This is a genomic window from Leifsonia sp. Soil_N53 (assembly GCF_057655165.1).
Window position 1 is genome coordinate 1 of sequence record NZ_JBDGMM010000038.1, and the last position, 15,174, is coordinate 15,174.

The following is a 15,174-nucleotide window of genomic DNA, read 5'->3' on the forward strand; positions in this document are numbered from 1 at the left end:
CGGACGTCGGGGCCGGCGAGGTGCCGGCTCCACGCCGCGAGGACGCCGAGCTGGGCCGGGCCGGGCCCTCGCCCGTTCGCGAGCCGGGCGCGCAGCGGGTCGATCACGCGCGGGCCGAGCTTCTGCGAGCCGTCGGTGCCGATCTGCGCGAGGCGGTGCTCGATGCGGGCGTTGCCGAACCGGGAGCGCAGGGCGTCGAGCGCGTCGTCCACAGCCCGGTCGTCGAAGGGCAGCTCGGTGCGCTGCTCCCTCCACAGCCGCTCCAGCTCGGCAGCCAGCGCGGGGTCCGCCACCGCGTCGGCGACGGTCCGCATGCCCGCCGCGAGGCCGTGGTACGCGAGCAGCGAGTGCCCGGCGTTGAGCAGCCAGAGCTTGCGGCGCTCGTACGGGGCGATGTCGGCCACGAACGTCGCGCCGCCCGCCTCCCAGGCCGGCCGGCCCGCGGGGAAGGCGCCGGCGAGCACCCACTCCGCGAACGGCTCCGTGACCACGGGGGCGGCGTCGGCCAGGCCCGTGAGCCGCTGGGCGGCCTCCCGGTCGGCGTCGGTCGTTGCGGGCGTGATCCGGTCGACCATCGAGGAGACGAAGGAGACCTCCGCGCGGATCCAGGCGTCCAGCTCCGACCCCGGTTCGGCGAGCGCCAGCACGGCGTCACGGATCACCCGCCCGTTGTCCGGCAGGTTGTCGCAGCTCACCACGGCGATGCCGCCCGAGCCCGCCTCGAACCGGGCGCGGAGGCCGTCCAGCACACGCGCCGGCGCCGTGGACTCCGGACGGTAGCCGGCCTCCGTCACGGTGAGGGTCAGCACGCCCACCTGCGGATCGGCGAGCACGCGCCGCCAGGCCTCGACGTCGGCGCCGTCGTGGACGCTGCTGAGCGCCTCCACCACGGTCGCCTGGTCGCCCTCCGGCCCGCGCTCGACGAGGGTGTAGACCGCGTCCTGCGCGGCGAGCACCCGCGCGGCGTCGGGGCTGCGGCCGGTGAAGGCCGCGATGCCCCAGCCTCCGCCGTCGCCGCCCGCCTCGTTCGCCCGCTGCGTGTACCAGGCCTGGTGCGCGCGGTGGAACGCGCCCAGCCCGAGGTGCGCCACCCGCACCGGATGGCGCGCGCGACGGGCGGAGGCGATGCCCGCGGAGGCGATGCCGGGGGGCTCGGTCATGCGGGCACCGCGTCGCGGGTGCGCGCCTCCACGTCGCGGAGGTAGGCCAGGTTCTCGCGGGTGCGCTGCTCGAGCGGAACCGCGGTGGAGAAGTCCTCGCAGGTCACCCACCCGTCATAGCCGAACTCGTGCAGCGCGCGGAAGTACGCGTCCACGTCTCCCGCGCCCGAGCGCAGCGGAGCCCACTCGTGCCGCCAGCGCACCGTGCCGTCGGCCTCCGGCTCGCCCGGCAGCCAGGCGACGTTCTTGACGTGCACGTGCGCGAGGTAGGGGCCGAGGAGCTGGAGGGCCGACAGCGTGCGCTCCTGGCCCTCGATCAGCAGGTTGCCGAGGTCGTGGATGACGCCGACGGCCTCCGGGTCGAGGCCGTCCAGCAGCCGGAGCGCGGCCGAGGCCGACGGCGTGATTGTCTCGTGGTGCAGCTCCACCAGCGCCTTGACGCCGAGCGATGCGGCGACGGAGGCTGCGCGTTCCAGGTCCGCGCGCGCGGCGGCGAAAAGCTCGCGGTAGTCGCCGAGGTCGGTGCGGGGCATGGTGACGCGCACCTGTCGCGCGCCGAGCTCGGCGGTCGCCGCGAGCATCCGGTCGACGTTCGCGTGGTCGCCGCAGCCGGCGTAGCCGCCGAGCCCGGAGAACTCCAGCCCGGCCTCCCGGGTCAGTCGGGCGATCTCGGGCAGCGACGCCTCCAGGCCGGTCAGCGGCCAGGTGGCGCGGTTGCCCGCCCAGAAGCCCGGCTCGTCCGCGGGCTGCTGGTCGACAACGCGCCACTCGATGCCGTCCCAGCCCTGCGCGGCGATGGTGCGGGCGGCCTGCTCGGGCGTCCAGTCCGGGGTGGAGGCGGTGAACACGGAGAACTTCATGCGTTCACCCCCGTCGAGACGGCGACGTCGTCGAGCGAGCCGTCGAGCACGTCGTCCAGCCGCACCGGGCGGCCGAGCGTGGCCGACAGGTAGACCGCGCGCACCACGGCGAGCGAGAGGAACGCGTCGGCGACGGTCACCCCTGGCGCACGGCGCTCGCGGATCGCCGCCACGATGTCCTCGTACTGGCGGAGGTGCCCGACGACGAACTGGTCCGGCCCGCGGTCGCCGCCGCGCAGCTCGCTCGCCGGCACGAGGTCGGCGGCGCGGTTGCCGTCGGACTCGACCGTCCCGAAGTACTCGAGCTGGTCGTCGTCGATGATCGCCGAGCCGCGGTCGCCGTGCACCTGGAGGCGCACCGACAAGCCGGGGTAGGCCGCGGTCGTCGCGTGCAGCACCGCCAGCGCGCCCGACTCGAAGCGGATCGTCGCCACGGCGATGTCCTCCACCTCGACCCGCTCGTGGGCGAGCAGCGCGGTGCGGGCGTCGATCTCGACCGGCCGGCCGAGGAACCAGACCAGCAGGTCGACGGTGTGCACGCCCTGGTTCATCACGGCTCCCCCGCCGTCGAGCTCCCAGGTGCCGCGCCACTGGCCGGAGTCGTAGTACTCCTGGCTGCGCCACCAGGCGACGGAGGCGAGCCCGCTGGTCAGCCGGCCGAACGCGCCGGAGTGGGCGGCCTCCGCGACCACCGTCGACGCCGGGTCGAACCGGTGCTGGCTGATCACCGAGACCACCAGGCCGTCCTGCTCGGCGCGCCGCGACAGCTCCAGGATGTCGCGGGCGCGCGGCAGCGACACGTCGAGCGGCTTCTCGATGACGACGTGCTTCCCCGCGGCGAGCGCCTCCTCCGCGAGCACGACGTGCAGGCCGCTCGGCGTGCAGATGACGACCAGGTCGACGTCCGCCCCGGCGAGCGCGGCGGACAGCGAGCCGAACTGCGGGATGCGGTCGGCGCCGAAGTCGGAGAAGAGCTGGTCGGCGAGCGCGGTCGCCGCCTCCGGGATCGCGTCGACGAGCGCCGACAGCCGCAACCCGGGATGCCGGAGGATCGCGCGGGCGTGGTTGAGGCCGATGATGCCGCAGCCGACGATGGCGACGTGCAGGGGGGTGTTGTCCATGCTCATGCGAGGGTGACTCCGATCCGGTCGGTCAGGCGGCGGAGGGCGCGGCCGGCGACGCCGAACGCCGCCGGTCCCGAGAAGCCGCCGAGGGCGTTGACGTCGGTGAGGTGGGGTTCGAGGGAGGCGAAGCCGGTGTAGCCGTCGTCGCGCAGCGCGGTGAGGGTCTCCAGCAGCTGGCCGTCGCCCTCCCCTGCCGGCGTGACCGCGGAGGTCGCGGCCAGCGCGTCCTTCACCTGCAGGTACTCCAGGTGCGGGCGCAGCAGCGCGTAGCCCTGGTCGAACGGGCGGCCGACGCCGACCTGGACGAAGTTGGCGCTGTCCCAGGCCAGTCTGAGGGCGGGCGAGCCCACCGACTCGACGATGTCGAGGCAGCGCTCGGGGGTGTCGCCGTAGATGTCCTTCTCGTTCTCGTGCAGCAGCACCACCCCGGCCGCCTCGGCCGCGTCGGCCAGGGCCCGCATGCGCACCAGCACGTCGTCGCGGATGCTTTCCACCGGCACGCCCTCGGCGCGATAGAACGAGAACAGCCGGATGTAGCGGGCGTCGAGGCGCTGCGCCGCGGCGATCGCGCGCCCCAGCCGCTCCACTTCGTGCTCGACCGGCAGCGCGACGTCGACCTTGCCGATCGGCGACGCGATCGCCGAGACGCGCATGCCGCGGCCGGTGAGGATGCCCGCGAGCGCGTCGAGCTGCGCGTCGTCGAGGTCGACGATGTTGACGCCCCACGCGCTGCGCACCTCGATGTGGTTGGCGCCGAGCGCCTGAAGGACGGCGACCTGGATCGCCGGGTCGGGGTCGATCTCGTCGCCGAATCCGGACAGGGCCCAAGAAACCTCTGACACTTACTTCACTCCTCCGCTGGTGAGGCCACCGATCAGGTAGCGCTGGAAAACGAGGTACAGGACGACGACGGGGACGGCGCAGATCAGCGACGCAGCCATCATCTGCCCATACAGGGGGATCGCTCCACCCTCTTGAGTGGCTCCGAAGACCTGCAGGGCCACCGCCGCGGTCCGCGACTCCGGGCTGGTGAGGACCGACGCGAACAGCACGTCGTTCCAGCCGAGCAGGAACGCGAAGATCCCCGAGACGACGATCCCCGGCCAGCTCAGCGGCACCACGATCTGGGTGAGGATGCGCCACGACGACGCGCCGTCGATCCGGGCCGCCTCCTCGAGCGCTTTCGGCAGGCCCCGGAGGTAGGTCACCATCACCCAGGTCGAGAACGGCAGCGCGAAGGTGAGATAGGTGATGAACACCGCCCAGCGCGTGCCGATGATCTGGACGCCGAGCAGCGACGCCGTCGAGGAGAACAGCACGAACACCGGCAACAGCATGAGCGTCCCGGGGATCGACTGCAGGCCGAGCAGCCCGCGCAGGAAGGTCAGCCGGCCGCGGAACTCGTAGCGCACGAGCACGTAGGCCGTGGCGACGGCGAGGAACGCGCAGACGATCGCGACGGCGCCGCAGATGATCACGCTGTTCATCAGCCCGGTGCCGAGATCGACCGTGCTCCAGACCTTGAGGTAGTTGTCGAGGTGCAGCTCGGTCGGGAGGAACGCGCCGGACGCGACCGACACATCCGAGTTCACCGACGCGAACAGCATGTACAGCACCGGCCCGAGCACCACGATCAGCAGCACCACGATGATCGCGACCAGCAGCGGACGCGGCAGCAGCCGGGTGACGTCGGCCGACGGGCCTCCGGATGGTCGCAACGCGCGGGCCGATCTCGGCGCCGACACGGCGTGCAGCGCGCGGGTCTCCGTGCTCATCGCTGCTCCTCCTCTCCGGAGTCGAGCTTCACGGCCCGCAGGTAGACGAACAGCGGGATGGCGATCAGGATCAGCGAGCAGATCGCCATCGCCGCGCTGAGCCCGAAGCGGAAGCTCTGGAAGCTGGTCATGTAGGTGACGACCGGCAGGACCTCCACGTCCTGCGGCGCCGGCACGCCGAACAGCACGAACGGCAGCGTGAACGCGTTGATGTTGTGCAGGAACGCGATGATGAGCGCGAGCAGGATCGGCCCGCGCAGGTACGGCAGCACCACGTAGCGCAGCTTGATCCACCAGGTGGCGCCGTCGATCGCCGCGGCCTCGTGGACCTCGTGGTCGACCGACTGGAGGCCGGCGAGCACGAGCAGGTAGAAGAACGGCCACGACGTCCAGATCTGCACGATGATCAGCGACCAGTAGCTGAGCGGGCCGTTCAGCCAGAGCCCGCTGTGGATGCCCACCGCGCCGAGCATGCTGTCGACCACGCCGCCCGGCTGCAGCATCGTGCGCCACAGCGTGCCGACCACGAATGCGGGCAGCACGTAAGGGATGAGGAACAGCGACCGCACCAGGGCGCGGCCCCGGAACCGGTTCTGCGTGGCGAGGGCGGCGGCCAGCCCGATCGGCATGGTCACCACCGCCGCGATCACGGCGAACGAGACGCTGATCCCGATCGAGCGCAGCAGCGGCGAGGCGGTGATCGCCTCGACGTAGTTGCCGAGGCCGATGAACGGCGCCTGCAACCAGCTCTGCAGCGTGTACTGGTCGAGGTCGAGCGTGGACATCAGCACGGCGACGACGAGCGGCACCACGATGATCAGCAGCATCAGGATGCCGCCGGGCAGCAGCATCCACAGCGGCCGGTTGCGCTCGCCGCGGCGGCGGCGGCCCGGGCGGCCGCCCGCGGGGGCGGACCCCGCGGGCGACGCGCCCGTCGTGACCACGCCCGCGGGCGGGGTCATCGTTGAGTTCGACATCAGGGGCTCCGCGTCACTTCGCCTTGTTCAGCGAGTTCTGCGCAGTCTCCTGCGCCGCCTTGAGCTTCGCTTCGAGGTCTGACGAGGAGACCTTGCCCGCGGACAGGCCGGGGATGGACTGCACCACGACGTTCACGAGCGCGAGCTGCGTGTCGCCCCACGCTCCGGTGAACGGCGTGCCGTAGGCCTTGGTGCCGGCCTCCAGGATGGGCGTGATCAGGTCGTTGCCCTGCTCGATCTGCTTCGCCGCGTCGGCGTTGGTGGGCAGGTCGCCGAACGTCTTGGTGTACTTCACCTGGTTGTCGGTGCTGGTGAGCATCTTGACCAGGGCGAAGGCCAGATCCTGGTTCTTGGAGTACTTGGCGACCACCATGTTGTCGCCCGAGATGATCGTGGCGGCGGCCTTGCCGTCGGACGGGAGCTTGGTGGCTCCCGGCGGGACGGTCGGCATCACGGCGTAGGCGTACTTGCCCGCCACCGGCGACTTGTCGAGCGAGACCTGCGACGACGAGGAGACCATCGGCAGGAACGCGGCCTTGCCGCTGGCGAACGCGGCGACGGCCTGGGCGTTCTTCCACCCGATCGCGGCGGGGTCGACGACCTTGTCGTCGGTGAGCCAGCCGAAGTAGGTCTCGTAGGCCTTCTTGACGGCGTCGTCGTCGATGGTCGCCTTCTTGGACTTCACGTCGAGGATGGTGTTGCCCTGCTGCATCGCCATGGCCCAGACGAACTTCCACGGGTCGAAGCTGTCGGCGTAGGCGACCGCCATGCCGTGCACGTCGCCCGAGGTGAGCTTCTTGGCCTGCTCGGCCAGCCCGTCCCAGGTGTCGGCCGGCTTGTCGATGCCGGCGGCCTTCAGCAGGTCCTTGTTGTACGCCAGCACGAAGGGACGGCTGAGGAACGGGATGCCGACCTCGTTGGACTTGTCCGGACCGGAGATGCCGAGGGTGGCCGGCACGAACCGGTCGCGTCCGCCGACCTTGGCCCAGTCCGCGTCGCTCAGCTTCACGAACGCGCCCGTCGAGTACGCCGTCGGCGTGAAGGTCGTGCCCAGGTCGTAGATGTCGGGACCCTGCCCGCTGAGGACCGAGGTCTGGATCTTGGTCAGCTCGTCGTTCGCGGAGGCGAACGTCTCGAAGTTGACGGTGGCCCCGGTCTCCTTCTGGAACTGGGCCGAGACGTCCTTGAACCACTGCTGCTGCTCGGTGGGGTACAGCGCGTTCGCGGCGATCATGACGTCCAGCGTCTTGCCGTGGCCGTCGACCTTTCCGCTGCCGGCGGTGCTGCCGCTGCCGCTGCCTGCGGCGCCGGAGCAGCCGGTCAGGACCAGCCCTGCGGCGGCGATTCCCGCGATTGCGGCGAACGCGAAACGTGATCTCATCGTGTGACTCTCCTTTGAGGACGGTGATCGGTGGATCCAGCCCCCTCGGATGCGGTACACGCCGGAGGGCTGCGGCCGAGCCTAGGGAGGCGGCAATCGTTGCTGCAACCGTTTGCCAAAAATTGCCACGGTGTGCTGTGATGGGCGCATGAGCCCTCAGCTTCGCGGGTATCCCGACGGCACGGACCGCCCGGCCACCCTCGCCGACGTGGCCGCAGCGAGCGGCGTCGCCACCTCGACCGCCTCCCGTGCGCTCGCCAATCCCGGCCGGGTCAACGCCGTCACGCGCGAGCGGATCGAGCGCGCTGCGCGGGAGCTCAACTACATCCCGAACTCGCAGGCGCGGGCGCTCACCAGCGGTCGCACCCGGTGCATCGCGGTGCTGGTCTCCGACGTCACCAACCCGTTCTACTTCGGCATCATCCGCGGCACGCAGCAGCAGCTGAAGGCCGCCGGCTACACCCAGCTGCTGGTCGACACCGAGGAGTCCGACGACCTGGAGGACGGGATGCTGCACAAGCTGCGCCCGTCGTTCGACGGCGCGATCCTGGCCGCCTCCCGCCTCACCGACCGGCGCCTGACCGCCCTGGCAGCCGAGGTGCCCCTGGTCGCGATCAACCGGCAGACCCGCGGGGTCGCCAACGTGTTCATCGACACCCCCAACGGCGTCGAGCAGGCGGTCGGGCACCTGGCGTCGCTCGGTCACCGCTCGATCGTCTACGCGTCGGGGCCGGAGACCTCCTGGTCGAACGAGCGCCGCTGGCGCGCGCTGGTCCGGACGGCGGAGCGCTACGGCGTCGAGGCCCTGCGCGTCGGCCCGTTCGCGCCGCGCCAGTACGCCGGCGCGGCCGCCGCGGACGCCGTCCTGCACGCGGGGGCGACGGCGTGCATCGCGTTCAACGACCTCCTCGCGATCGGGATGCTGGCCCGCTTCCGCGAACGCGGGGTCCGCGTGCCCGACGACGTCTCGCTCGTCGGCTGCGACGACATCTTCGGCGCCGACTTCTGCAACCCGCCCCTGACGACGCTGACCGCGCCGATCGAGCAGGCGGGCCGCACCGCCGTCGCCATGCTGCTCGCGCGGCTCGACGAGAGCGCCGCCCCGGTCAGCCGGCAGGCGGCGACGCTCCCCACCCACCTGACGGTCCGGGACTCGACCGGCCCGGCGCCCCTCGCGCACACACCCACGAAAGGACGCGGATGACCGCGCTCGCCCCGCACCCCGACCGGCTCTTCCCCGCCGACCCCGCCGAGCGCGACCTGGCCAGGCGGCTGCACGCCGCCGTGGCCGACGCCCCCATCTACTCCCCGCACGGTCACGTGCCCGCCGCCCTGCTGGCCGACGACGAGCCCTTCCCCGACCCGGCGGCGTTGCTGATCACCCCCGACCACTACGTGACGCGGATGCTGCACGCCGTCGGCGTTCCGCTCGGCGAGCTCGGGCTCGCCCGCGACGGCGTGCCCTCGCCCGCCTCCGGACGCTCGATCTGGCGGACCCTCTGCGAGCACTGGGACGCCTTCCTCGGCACGCCCGTGCGGTTCTGGTTCGAGTCGGAGTTCAGCGAGGTCTTCGGGCTGACCGAGCAGCCCTCCGCGCGGAACGCCGACGTGCTCTACGACCAGCTGTCGGCCACGCTCGCATCGCCCGGGTTCCGCCCGCGCGCCCTGTTCGACCGGTTCCGCATCGCGGTCCTCGCGACCACCGACGACCCGGCGGACGATCTGGAGGCGCACGCCCGCCTCGCCGCCGACCCGACCTTCACCGGGCGGGTCGTCCCGACGTTCCGCGCCGACCGGTACATGCACCCCGACGAGCCCGGCTGGGCGCAGCGGCTCGACCGCCTCGCCGCGCGCGCGGACGTCGACACGTCGAGCTACCGCGGCCTGCTGGACGCCCTCCGCGTCCGGCGCGCCGCGTTCGCCGCCGCGGGGGGCACCGCGACCGACACCGGCGTCATCGACACGGGCAGCGAGCCGCTGGCCGAGGCGGAGGCCTCCCGCATCCACCGCGCCGCGCTCGACGGCTCGCTCACCGCCGCCGAGGCCGTCGCCTACCGGCGCAACCTGCTCTACCGCCTGGCCGAGCTGGCGGCCGACGACGGCCTGGTCATGCAGCTGCACCCCGGCGTGCACCGCAACCACCACCGGCCGACGTTCGACGCGTACGGTCCCGACACCGGGCACGACCTGCCCGCCGTCGGGTCATTCACCGAGCCGCTCACGCCGATCCTGCGCGACTTCGGCACGAACCCGGTCTTCCGGCTGGTGCTGTTCACGGTGGACGAGACCACGTTCTCGCGCGAGATCGCCCCGCTGGCCGGCTTCTACCCGTCCGTCTACGCCGGGGCGCCGTGGTGGTTCCTCGACACCCCGGCGGCGATCCTCCGCTACCGACGCGCGATCACCGACAGTGCGGGCTTCACCAAGACCAGCGGATTCATCGACGACACCCGGGCGTTCTGCTCGATCCCGGCCCGGCACGACATGTCCCGGCGGGTGGACGCCTCGTTCCTGGCCTCCCTCGTCGTCACGCACCAGCTCGCCGAGGAGGACGCGTTCACGCTCGCGCGCCGGCTCGTGGACGACATTCCGCGCGCGACGTTCCGGCTCGGCTGAGACCTCACAGGTCCGACCGGGCGCTGTGCGTCATACAACGAATCACAGTGTCGACGGACGGCTACGCTGGAACCAAACCGTCTCAACGAAGGAGTCCTCCGTGCCCGAGAACCACCCAACGGCCAATATCGGAGTCGTCGGTCTGGCTGTGATGGGGTCGAACCTGGCCCGCAACCTCGCATCGCGCGAGGGCAACACCGTCGCCGTCTTCAACCGGACCTACGCACGCACCGAGGAGCTGGTGGACGCCCACCCGGAGGCCGGGTTCGTGTCGTCGGAGCAGATCGACGAGTTCGTCGCGTCGCTCTCCAAGCCGCGCACCGCCATCATCATGGTTCAGGCCGGCCGCGGCACCGACGCCGTGATCGACCAGCTGGTGGAGCGTTTCGAGCCGGGCGACATCATCGTCGACGGCGGCAACGCGAACTTCCACGACACCATCGAGCGCGAGAAGCGCATCGCCCCGACCGGCATCCACTTCGTCGGCGCCGGCATCTCCGGCGGTGAGGAGGGCGCACTCAACGGCCCGTCGATCATGCCCGGCGGGTCGGCGGAGTCGTACGAGACCCTCGGCCCGATCCTCGCGTCGATCGCCGCGGTCGCCGAGGGCGAGCCGTGTGTGACCCACGTCGGCACCGACGGCGCCGGCCACTTCGTGAAGATGATCCACAACGGCATCGAGTACGCCGACATGCAGCTCATCGCCGAGGCCTACGACCTGCTCCGCACGATCGGCGGCCTGACGCCGGCGCAGATCGCGGACGTGTTCGCCGAGTGGAACAACGGCTACCTGGAGTCCTACCTGATCGAGATCACCGCCGAGGTGCTGCGCCAGGTGGACGCGGAGACCGGCAAGCCGTTCGTGGACATCGTCCTCGACCAGGCCGGCTCCAAGGGCACCGGCGTCTGGACCGTGCAGAACGCCCTCGACCTGGGCATCCCGGTCGGCGGCATCGCCGAAGCCGTGTTCGCCCGCGCGGTGTCCTCCAAGCCGGCGCAGCGCGCCGCCGTGCAGGCGACCATCACCTCCCGTCCCGAGGTGCAGAAGGCCGACGACGTCGCCGCGTTCGCCGACGACGTCTCCAAGGCGCTCTATGCGTCCAAGGTCGTCGCGTACGCGCAGGGCTTCGACGCGATCATCGCCGGCGCCGAGAAGTACGGCTGGCACATCAACAAGGACAAGGTCGCCAAGATCTGGCGCGGCGGCTGCATCATCCGCGCCCAGTTCCTCAACCGCATCGCCGACGCCTACGACGAGAACCCGGACATCGCCACACTGCTGGAGGCGCCGTACTTCGCCGACGCCGTCCGCGAGGGCGAGGCCGCCTGGCGTCGCATCGTCGCCACCGCCGCCCTCAACGGCGTCCCGGTGCCCGGCTTCGGCTCCGCGCTGTCGTACTACGACTCGCTCGCCACCACCCACCTGCCCGCCGCGCTCGTCCAGGGCCAGCGCGACTTCTTCGGCGCGCACACCTACAAGCGCGTCGACAAGGACGGCACCTTCCACACCCTGTGGTCGGGCGACCGCAGCGAGATCGAGTCCGAGGGCTCCTCGCACTGACGCCATCGCCGAAGGGCACGTCGTTGTCGCTTTCCGCCCTCGGAAGTGACAACGACGTGCCCTTCGTCGTGTGTTGCATTCGCGGGACGCGCGCTTCAGACTCGTAAACGTGACGTTCGAGGATCACCCGGAGCTGGCGGAGTACGACCCGTCGGATCGGCCGCTGCGCGGACGGCGCCGGGTCATCGCGACACGCGTGTTCGTCGTCGTGGCGGTCGCCGCCTTGCTGCTGCCGGGGATCATGCTGACGATCAGCATCCAGACCGACACCGCGAACTACACCTGCCAGGTGTACGCGCGGCACTACCAGCCGGACTCGGTCGACTCCTCGGCCCGCTTCGAGCTGTTCGCGCCCGCCGGCCCGGGATGGCAGTGCTACGCGCTGAACACCGAGGGCGACGCGACCTTCGTCGCCCCCCTCGGCCTCATCCCCTCAGCCCCGCACGCCCTCCCATAACACCGCCGAGGGGCACGTTGTTGTCGCTTTTCGGTGCGAAAAGTGACAACGACGTGCCCCTCGGTGGAAGGACCGGGTGGGTCAGGCGGCGCCGTCGAACATGGAGGTCACCGAGCCGTCGGTGAAGACCTCGCGGATCGCGTTCGCCAGCAGCGGCGCGATCGGCAGCACGGTGAGTCCGTCCCAGCGCTTGTGCGCGGGCAGCGGCAGCGTGTCCGTGACGACGACGGAGTCGATCGCCTCCGACTGCAGAAGCTCGACGGCCGGGTCGCTGAACACGGCGTGGGTCGCCGCCACCACGACGCCGATCGCGCCGGCGGCCTTCAGCGCCTCCGCGGCCTTCACGATCGTGCGACCGGTGTCGATCAGGTCGTCGACCAGGAGGCAGACGCGGCCGTTCACATCGCCGACGATCTCGTGCACCGAGACCTGGTTGGGCACCAGCGGGTCGCGGCGCTTGTGGATGATCGCCAGCGGGACGCCGAGCTTGTCGCTCCAGATGTCGGCGACGCGCACCCGGCCCATGTCGGGCGAGACGACCGTCAGTGTCGACGGGTCGAGTTCGCGCCGCATGTGCTCCAGCAGCACGGGCATGGCGAAGAGGTGGTCGACCGGGCCGTCGAAGAAGCCCTGGATCTGGGCGGCGTGCAGGTCGATCGACATGATCCGGTCGGCGCCGGCGGCCTTGAACAGGTCCGCGACCAGGCGGGCCGAGATCGGCTCGCGGCCGCGGCCCTTCTTGTCCTGGCGGGCGTACGGGTAGAAGGGCGCGACGACGGTGATGCGCTTGGCGGAGGCGCGCTTCAGCGCGTCCACCATGATGAGCTGCTCCATGAGCCACTCGTTGATCGGGGAGGTGTGCGACTGGATCACGAACGCGTCCGACCCGCGCACGCTCTCGTCGAACCGGGCGTAGATCTCGCCGTTCGCGAAGGTGCGGGCGTCGGTGGGCACCAGCTCACTGCCGAGGTGCTCGGCGATCTGCACGGCGAGCTCGGGATGGGCACGCCCCGAGATCAGAACGAGTCGTTTCTGGCCGGTCGCAGTGATCCCTGACACTTACTCTCCGCTCTCTTGCGCCGCCCCGCTCTGTTCAGCGGCGCGCGCGGCTTCGGTGCCCGGCCGCTTCTCGGCGACCCAGCCTTCGATGTTGCGCTGTGGCGCGACAGTGATGGCGAGCGCCCCAGCCGGAACGTCCTTCCGGACGACCGTTCCCGCACCGGTGTACGCTCCGTCACCCATCCTAACGGGCGCGACGAGCACGGTGTTCGTGCTGATCCGCACATGCGAGCCGATGACCGTCCGGTGCTTGTTCACCCCGTCGTAGTTGGCGGTGATGACCCCCGCGCCGAGGTTGCCCTTCTCCCCCACCTCGGCGTCGCCGACGTAGTTGAAGTGGGCGAGCTTGGTGCCCTCGCCGATGACCGCGTTCTTGGTCTCGGAGAAGGTGCCGATCTTGCCGTTCGCGCCGAGGACCGTGCCGGGGCGGAGGTAGGAGAACGGGCCGACCGTCGCGCCGTCGCCGATGACCGCGAGGGTCGCGTCGGTGCGCTTGACGGTCGCGCCGACCCCCACCTCCGTGTCGACCAGCGTCGTGTCCGGGCCGATCGTCGCGCCGGAGCGCACGACGGTCGCCCCGCAGAGCTGCGTGCCGGGGAGGATCGTGACGTCCGGCTCGAGGGTCACTTTCACGTCGATCCACGTCGTCGCCGGGTCCTGCACGGTGACGCCGGCGAGCTGCCAGGTGCGCACGAGCAGCGCGTTGAGCCGGGCGGCGGCCTCGCTGAGCTGGGCGCGGTCGTTGATGCCGTCGACCAGCCAGGACTCCGCGACGGGCAGCGCGTCGACGTCGAAGCCGGCCTCCCGAAGCAGGCCGATGACATCGGTGATGTACTTCTCGCCCTGGGCGTTGTCGGTGGTCAGGTTGGCGAGCATGTCGCGCAGGGCCGCGGCGCCGAAGACGTAGATGCCCGCGTTGATCTCGCCGATCGCGCGCTCGGCCTCCGTGGCGTCCTTGTGCTCCACGATGCGGTCGAGGTGGCCCTCGGGCGTGCGGACGATGCGTCCGTAGCCGGTGGCATCGGCCGGGAACGACGAGAGGATCGTCGCGGCGGCCCCGCCTGCGCGGTGTGCCGCGACCAGCTCGCGCAGGGTGCCCGCGTCGAGCAGCGGCACGTCGCCGTTGACCACGAGCACGTCGCCCGTGAAGCCCTCGGGGAGGGCGGCGATGGCCTGCTCGACGGCACGGCCCGTGCCGGGGACCTCGTCCTGGTCGACGATGACCGCGTCGGGGAGGTCGGCCGAGATCACCTCGGCCAGCCGCTCGCGCTCGTGCCGCACCACCGCGACCACGCGGGCGGCGTCGAGGTCGCGTGCGGTCGCGAGGACGTGGCCGATGACGGGGATGCCGCCCAGCGGGTGCAGCAGCTTGGGGGTGGCGGACTTCATCCGCGTGCCCTGGCCCGCGGCGAGGACGACGATGGCGAGATTCTGATCGGTCATGATGCTCCGGATGCGATGAGTTTCGTGCGGCTGTCGGGTCGGGACGTCGCTCCGCCTCCAGGACTCGAACCTGGACCTCACAGCTCCAAAGGCTGTCGTGCTGCCATTACACCAAGGCGGATCGCGCAACGCGCACAGACAGTCTGCCAGACTCGGTCCGCGCTGCCGCCGGACGGGCCGTCCGGCCAATAGCATGGAGGGATGGCGGAGGCGAACGACGGCGGCACGCGCGCTGGTGCGCGCGACGAGGTCGACCGCATCGTCGGCGCCTGGCTGCGCGAGCGGCCCGACCTCGACTTCGCGCCGCTGCAGGTGCTCTCCCGCGTCGACCGGCTCTCGCGCCACCTCGACCGCGCCAGGCGAGGCGCTTTCGAGCGCTCCGACCTCGACTCGTGGGAGTTCGACGTGCTCTCCGCGCTGCGCCGCGCCGGCTCGCCGTTCCAGCTCAGCCCCAAGTCCCTCCTCCAGCAGACCCTGGTCTCGTCCGGCACGATGACGAACCGGATCGACCGGCTCGTGGCGCGCGGCCTGGTCGAGCGCCGCACCGACCCGAACGACGGCCGCGGCATCCTGGTGCAGATGACCACGCAGGGGCTGGCCAGGGTGGACGCGGCGATCACGCGGCTGGTGGACGCGGAGGCCGACCTGCTCGAGGCGCTGTCCCCGGTCGAGCAGGAGCGGCTGGCCGGACTGCTGCGCAAGCTCAGCCTGGGGTTCGACGCGGGCGCGTGAGCCGCCGCGCTCACGGCGCTCCCTACCCG

Annotated in this window: 14 protein-coding genes and 1 tRNA gene; 5 read left to right on the top strand and 10 right to left on the bottom strand. The window is 71.4% G+C overall.

Annotated elements, in window-relative coordinates; genetic code table 11:
- The 7 genes from AC3A3H_RS03660 to AC3A3H_RS03690 all read right to left on the bottom strand — a co-directional run.
- Positions 1-1,160, bottom strand: a 1,160-nt coding sequence (locus AC3A3H_RS03660) for a mannitol dehydrogenase family protein (RefSeq protein ID WP_487613184.1), incomplete at its 3' end; no start/stop codon positions are given.
- Positions 1,157-2,020, bottom strand: coding sequence for a sugar phosphate isomerase/epimerase family protein (locus tag AC3A3H_RS03665; protein WP_487613185.1), 864 nt, complete (start codon positions 2,018-2,020; stop codon positions 1,157-1,159). The genes AC3A3H_RS03665 and AC3A3H_RS03660, both read right to left, overlap by 4 nt.
- On the bottom strand, positions 2,017-3,147 hold the full coding sequence (locus AC3A3H_RS03670; RefSeq protein WP_487613186.1) for a Gfo/Idh/MocA family protein: 1,131 nt from the start codon (positions 3,145-3,147) through the stop codon (positions 2,017-2,019). Before AC3A3H_RS03670 ends, AC3A3H_RS03665 begins: the two co-directional genes overlap by 4 nt.
- Entirely contained in the window at positions 3,144-3,986 is an 843-nt protein-coding gene (locus tag AC3A3H_RS03675; RefSeq protein ID WP_487613187.1) for a sugar phosphate isomerase/epimerase family protein, read from the bottom strand. Before AC3A3H_RS03675 ends, AC3A3H_RS03670 begins: the two co-directional genes overlap by 4 nt.
- Complete coding sequence (locus AC3A3H_RS03680) at positions 3,987-4,919, bottom strand: carbohydrate ABC transporter permease (RefSeq protein ID WP_487613188.1); 933 nt, start codon at positions 4,917-4,919, stop codon at positions 3,987-3,989.
- Positions 4,916-5,896, bottom strand: a complete 981-nt coding sequence (locus AC3A3H_RS03685; RefSeq protein WP_487613189.1) for a carbohydrate ABC transporter permease — start codon at positions 5,894-5,896, stop codon at positions 4,916-4,918. Before AC3A3H_RS03685 ends, AC3A3H_RS03680 begins: the two co-directional genes overlap by 4 nt.
- A gap of 13 nt (positions 5,897-5,909) precedes the next feature.
- Entirely contained in the window at positions 5,910-7,277 is a 1,368-nt protein-coding gene (locus AC3A3H_RS03690) for an ABC transporter substrate-binding protein (RefSeq protein WP_487613190.1), read from the bottom strand.
- 148 nt (positions 7,278-7,425) lie between these two features.
- Here AC3A3H_RS03690 and AC3A3H_RS03695 point away from each other — a divergent pair, with 148 nt between their 5' ends.
- The 4 genes from AC3A3H_RS03695 (at position 7,426) to AC3A3H_RS03710 (ending at position 11,911) form a co-directional block, all read left to right on the top strand.
- Complete coding sequence (locus tag AC3A3H_RS03695) at positions 7,426-8,481, top strand: LacI family DNA-binding transcriptional regulator (protein ID WP_487613191.1); 1,056 nt, start codon at positions 7,426-7,428, stop codon at positions 8,479-8,481.
- Positions 8,478-9,893, top strand: coding sequence for a glucuronate isomerase (uxaC, locus tag AC3A3H_RS03700; RefSeq protein WP_487613192.1), 1,416 nt, complete (start codon positions 8,478-8,480; stop codon positions 9,891-9,893). The genes AC3A3H_RS03695 and uxaC overlap by 4 nt, the downstream gene beginning before the upstream one ends.
- Positions 9,894-9,993: 100 nt before the next feature.
- Positions 9,994-11,454 carry an NADP-dependent phosphogluconate dehydrogenase gene (gene gndA, locus AC3A3H_RS03705; protein WP_487613193.1) on the top strand — a complete coding sequence of 487 codons (1,461 nt, stop codon included), beginning with the start codon at positions 9,994-9,996 and terminating at the stop codon, positions 11,452-11,454.
- A gap of 109 nt (positions 11,455-11,563) precedes the next feature.
- Positions 11,564-11,911, top strand: a complete 348-nt coding sequence (locus AC3A3H_RS03710; protein ID WP_487613194.1) for a hypothetical protein — start codon at positions 11,564-11,566, stop codon at positions 11,909-11,911.
- An 81-nt stretch (positions 11,912-11,992) separates the two neighbouring features.
- On the opposite strand, the gene AC3A3H_RS03715 is transcribed toward AC3A3H_RS03710, so the two are convergent.
- The 3 genes from AC3A3H_RS03715 to AC3A3H_RS03725 form a co-directional block, all read right to left on the bottom strand.
- The gene (locus AC3A3H_RS03715) at positions 11,993-12,970 is read right to left on the bottom strand and encodes a ribose-phosphate diphosphokinase (RefSeq protein WP_487613195.1); all 978 of its coding nucleotides are present in this window, start codon (positions 12,968-12,970) and stop codon (positions 11,993-11,995) included.
- On the bottom strand, positions 12,971-14,413 hold the full coding sequence (gene glmU / locus AC3A3H_RS03720) for a bifunctional UDP-N-acetylglucosamine diphosphorylase/glucosamine-1-phosphate N-acetyltransferase GlmU (protein WP_487613196.1): 1,443 nt from the start codon (positions 14,411-14,413) through the stop codon (positions 12,971-12,973).
- A 49-nt stretch (positions 14,414-14,462) separates the two neighbouring features.
- Positions 14,463-14,534 (bottom strand) — tRNA-Gln (locus AC3A3H_RS03725).
- 80 nt (positions 14,535-14,614) lie between these two features.
- Here AC3A3H_RS03725 and AC3A3H_RS03730 point away from each other — a divergent pair.
- Entirely contained in the window at positions 14,615-15,145 is a 531-nt protein-coding gene (locus AC3A3H_RS03730) for a MarR family winged helix-turn-helix transcriptional regulator (protein ID WP_487613197.1), read from the top strand.
- Positions 15,146-15,174 lie beyond the last annotated feature (29 nt).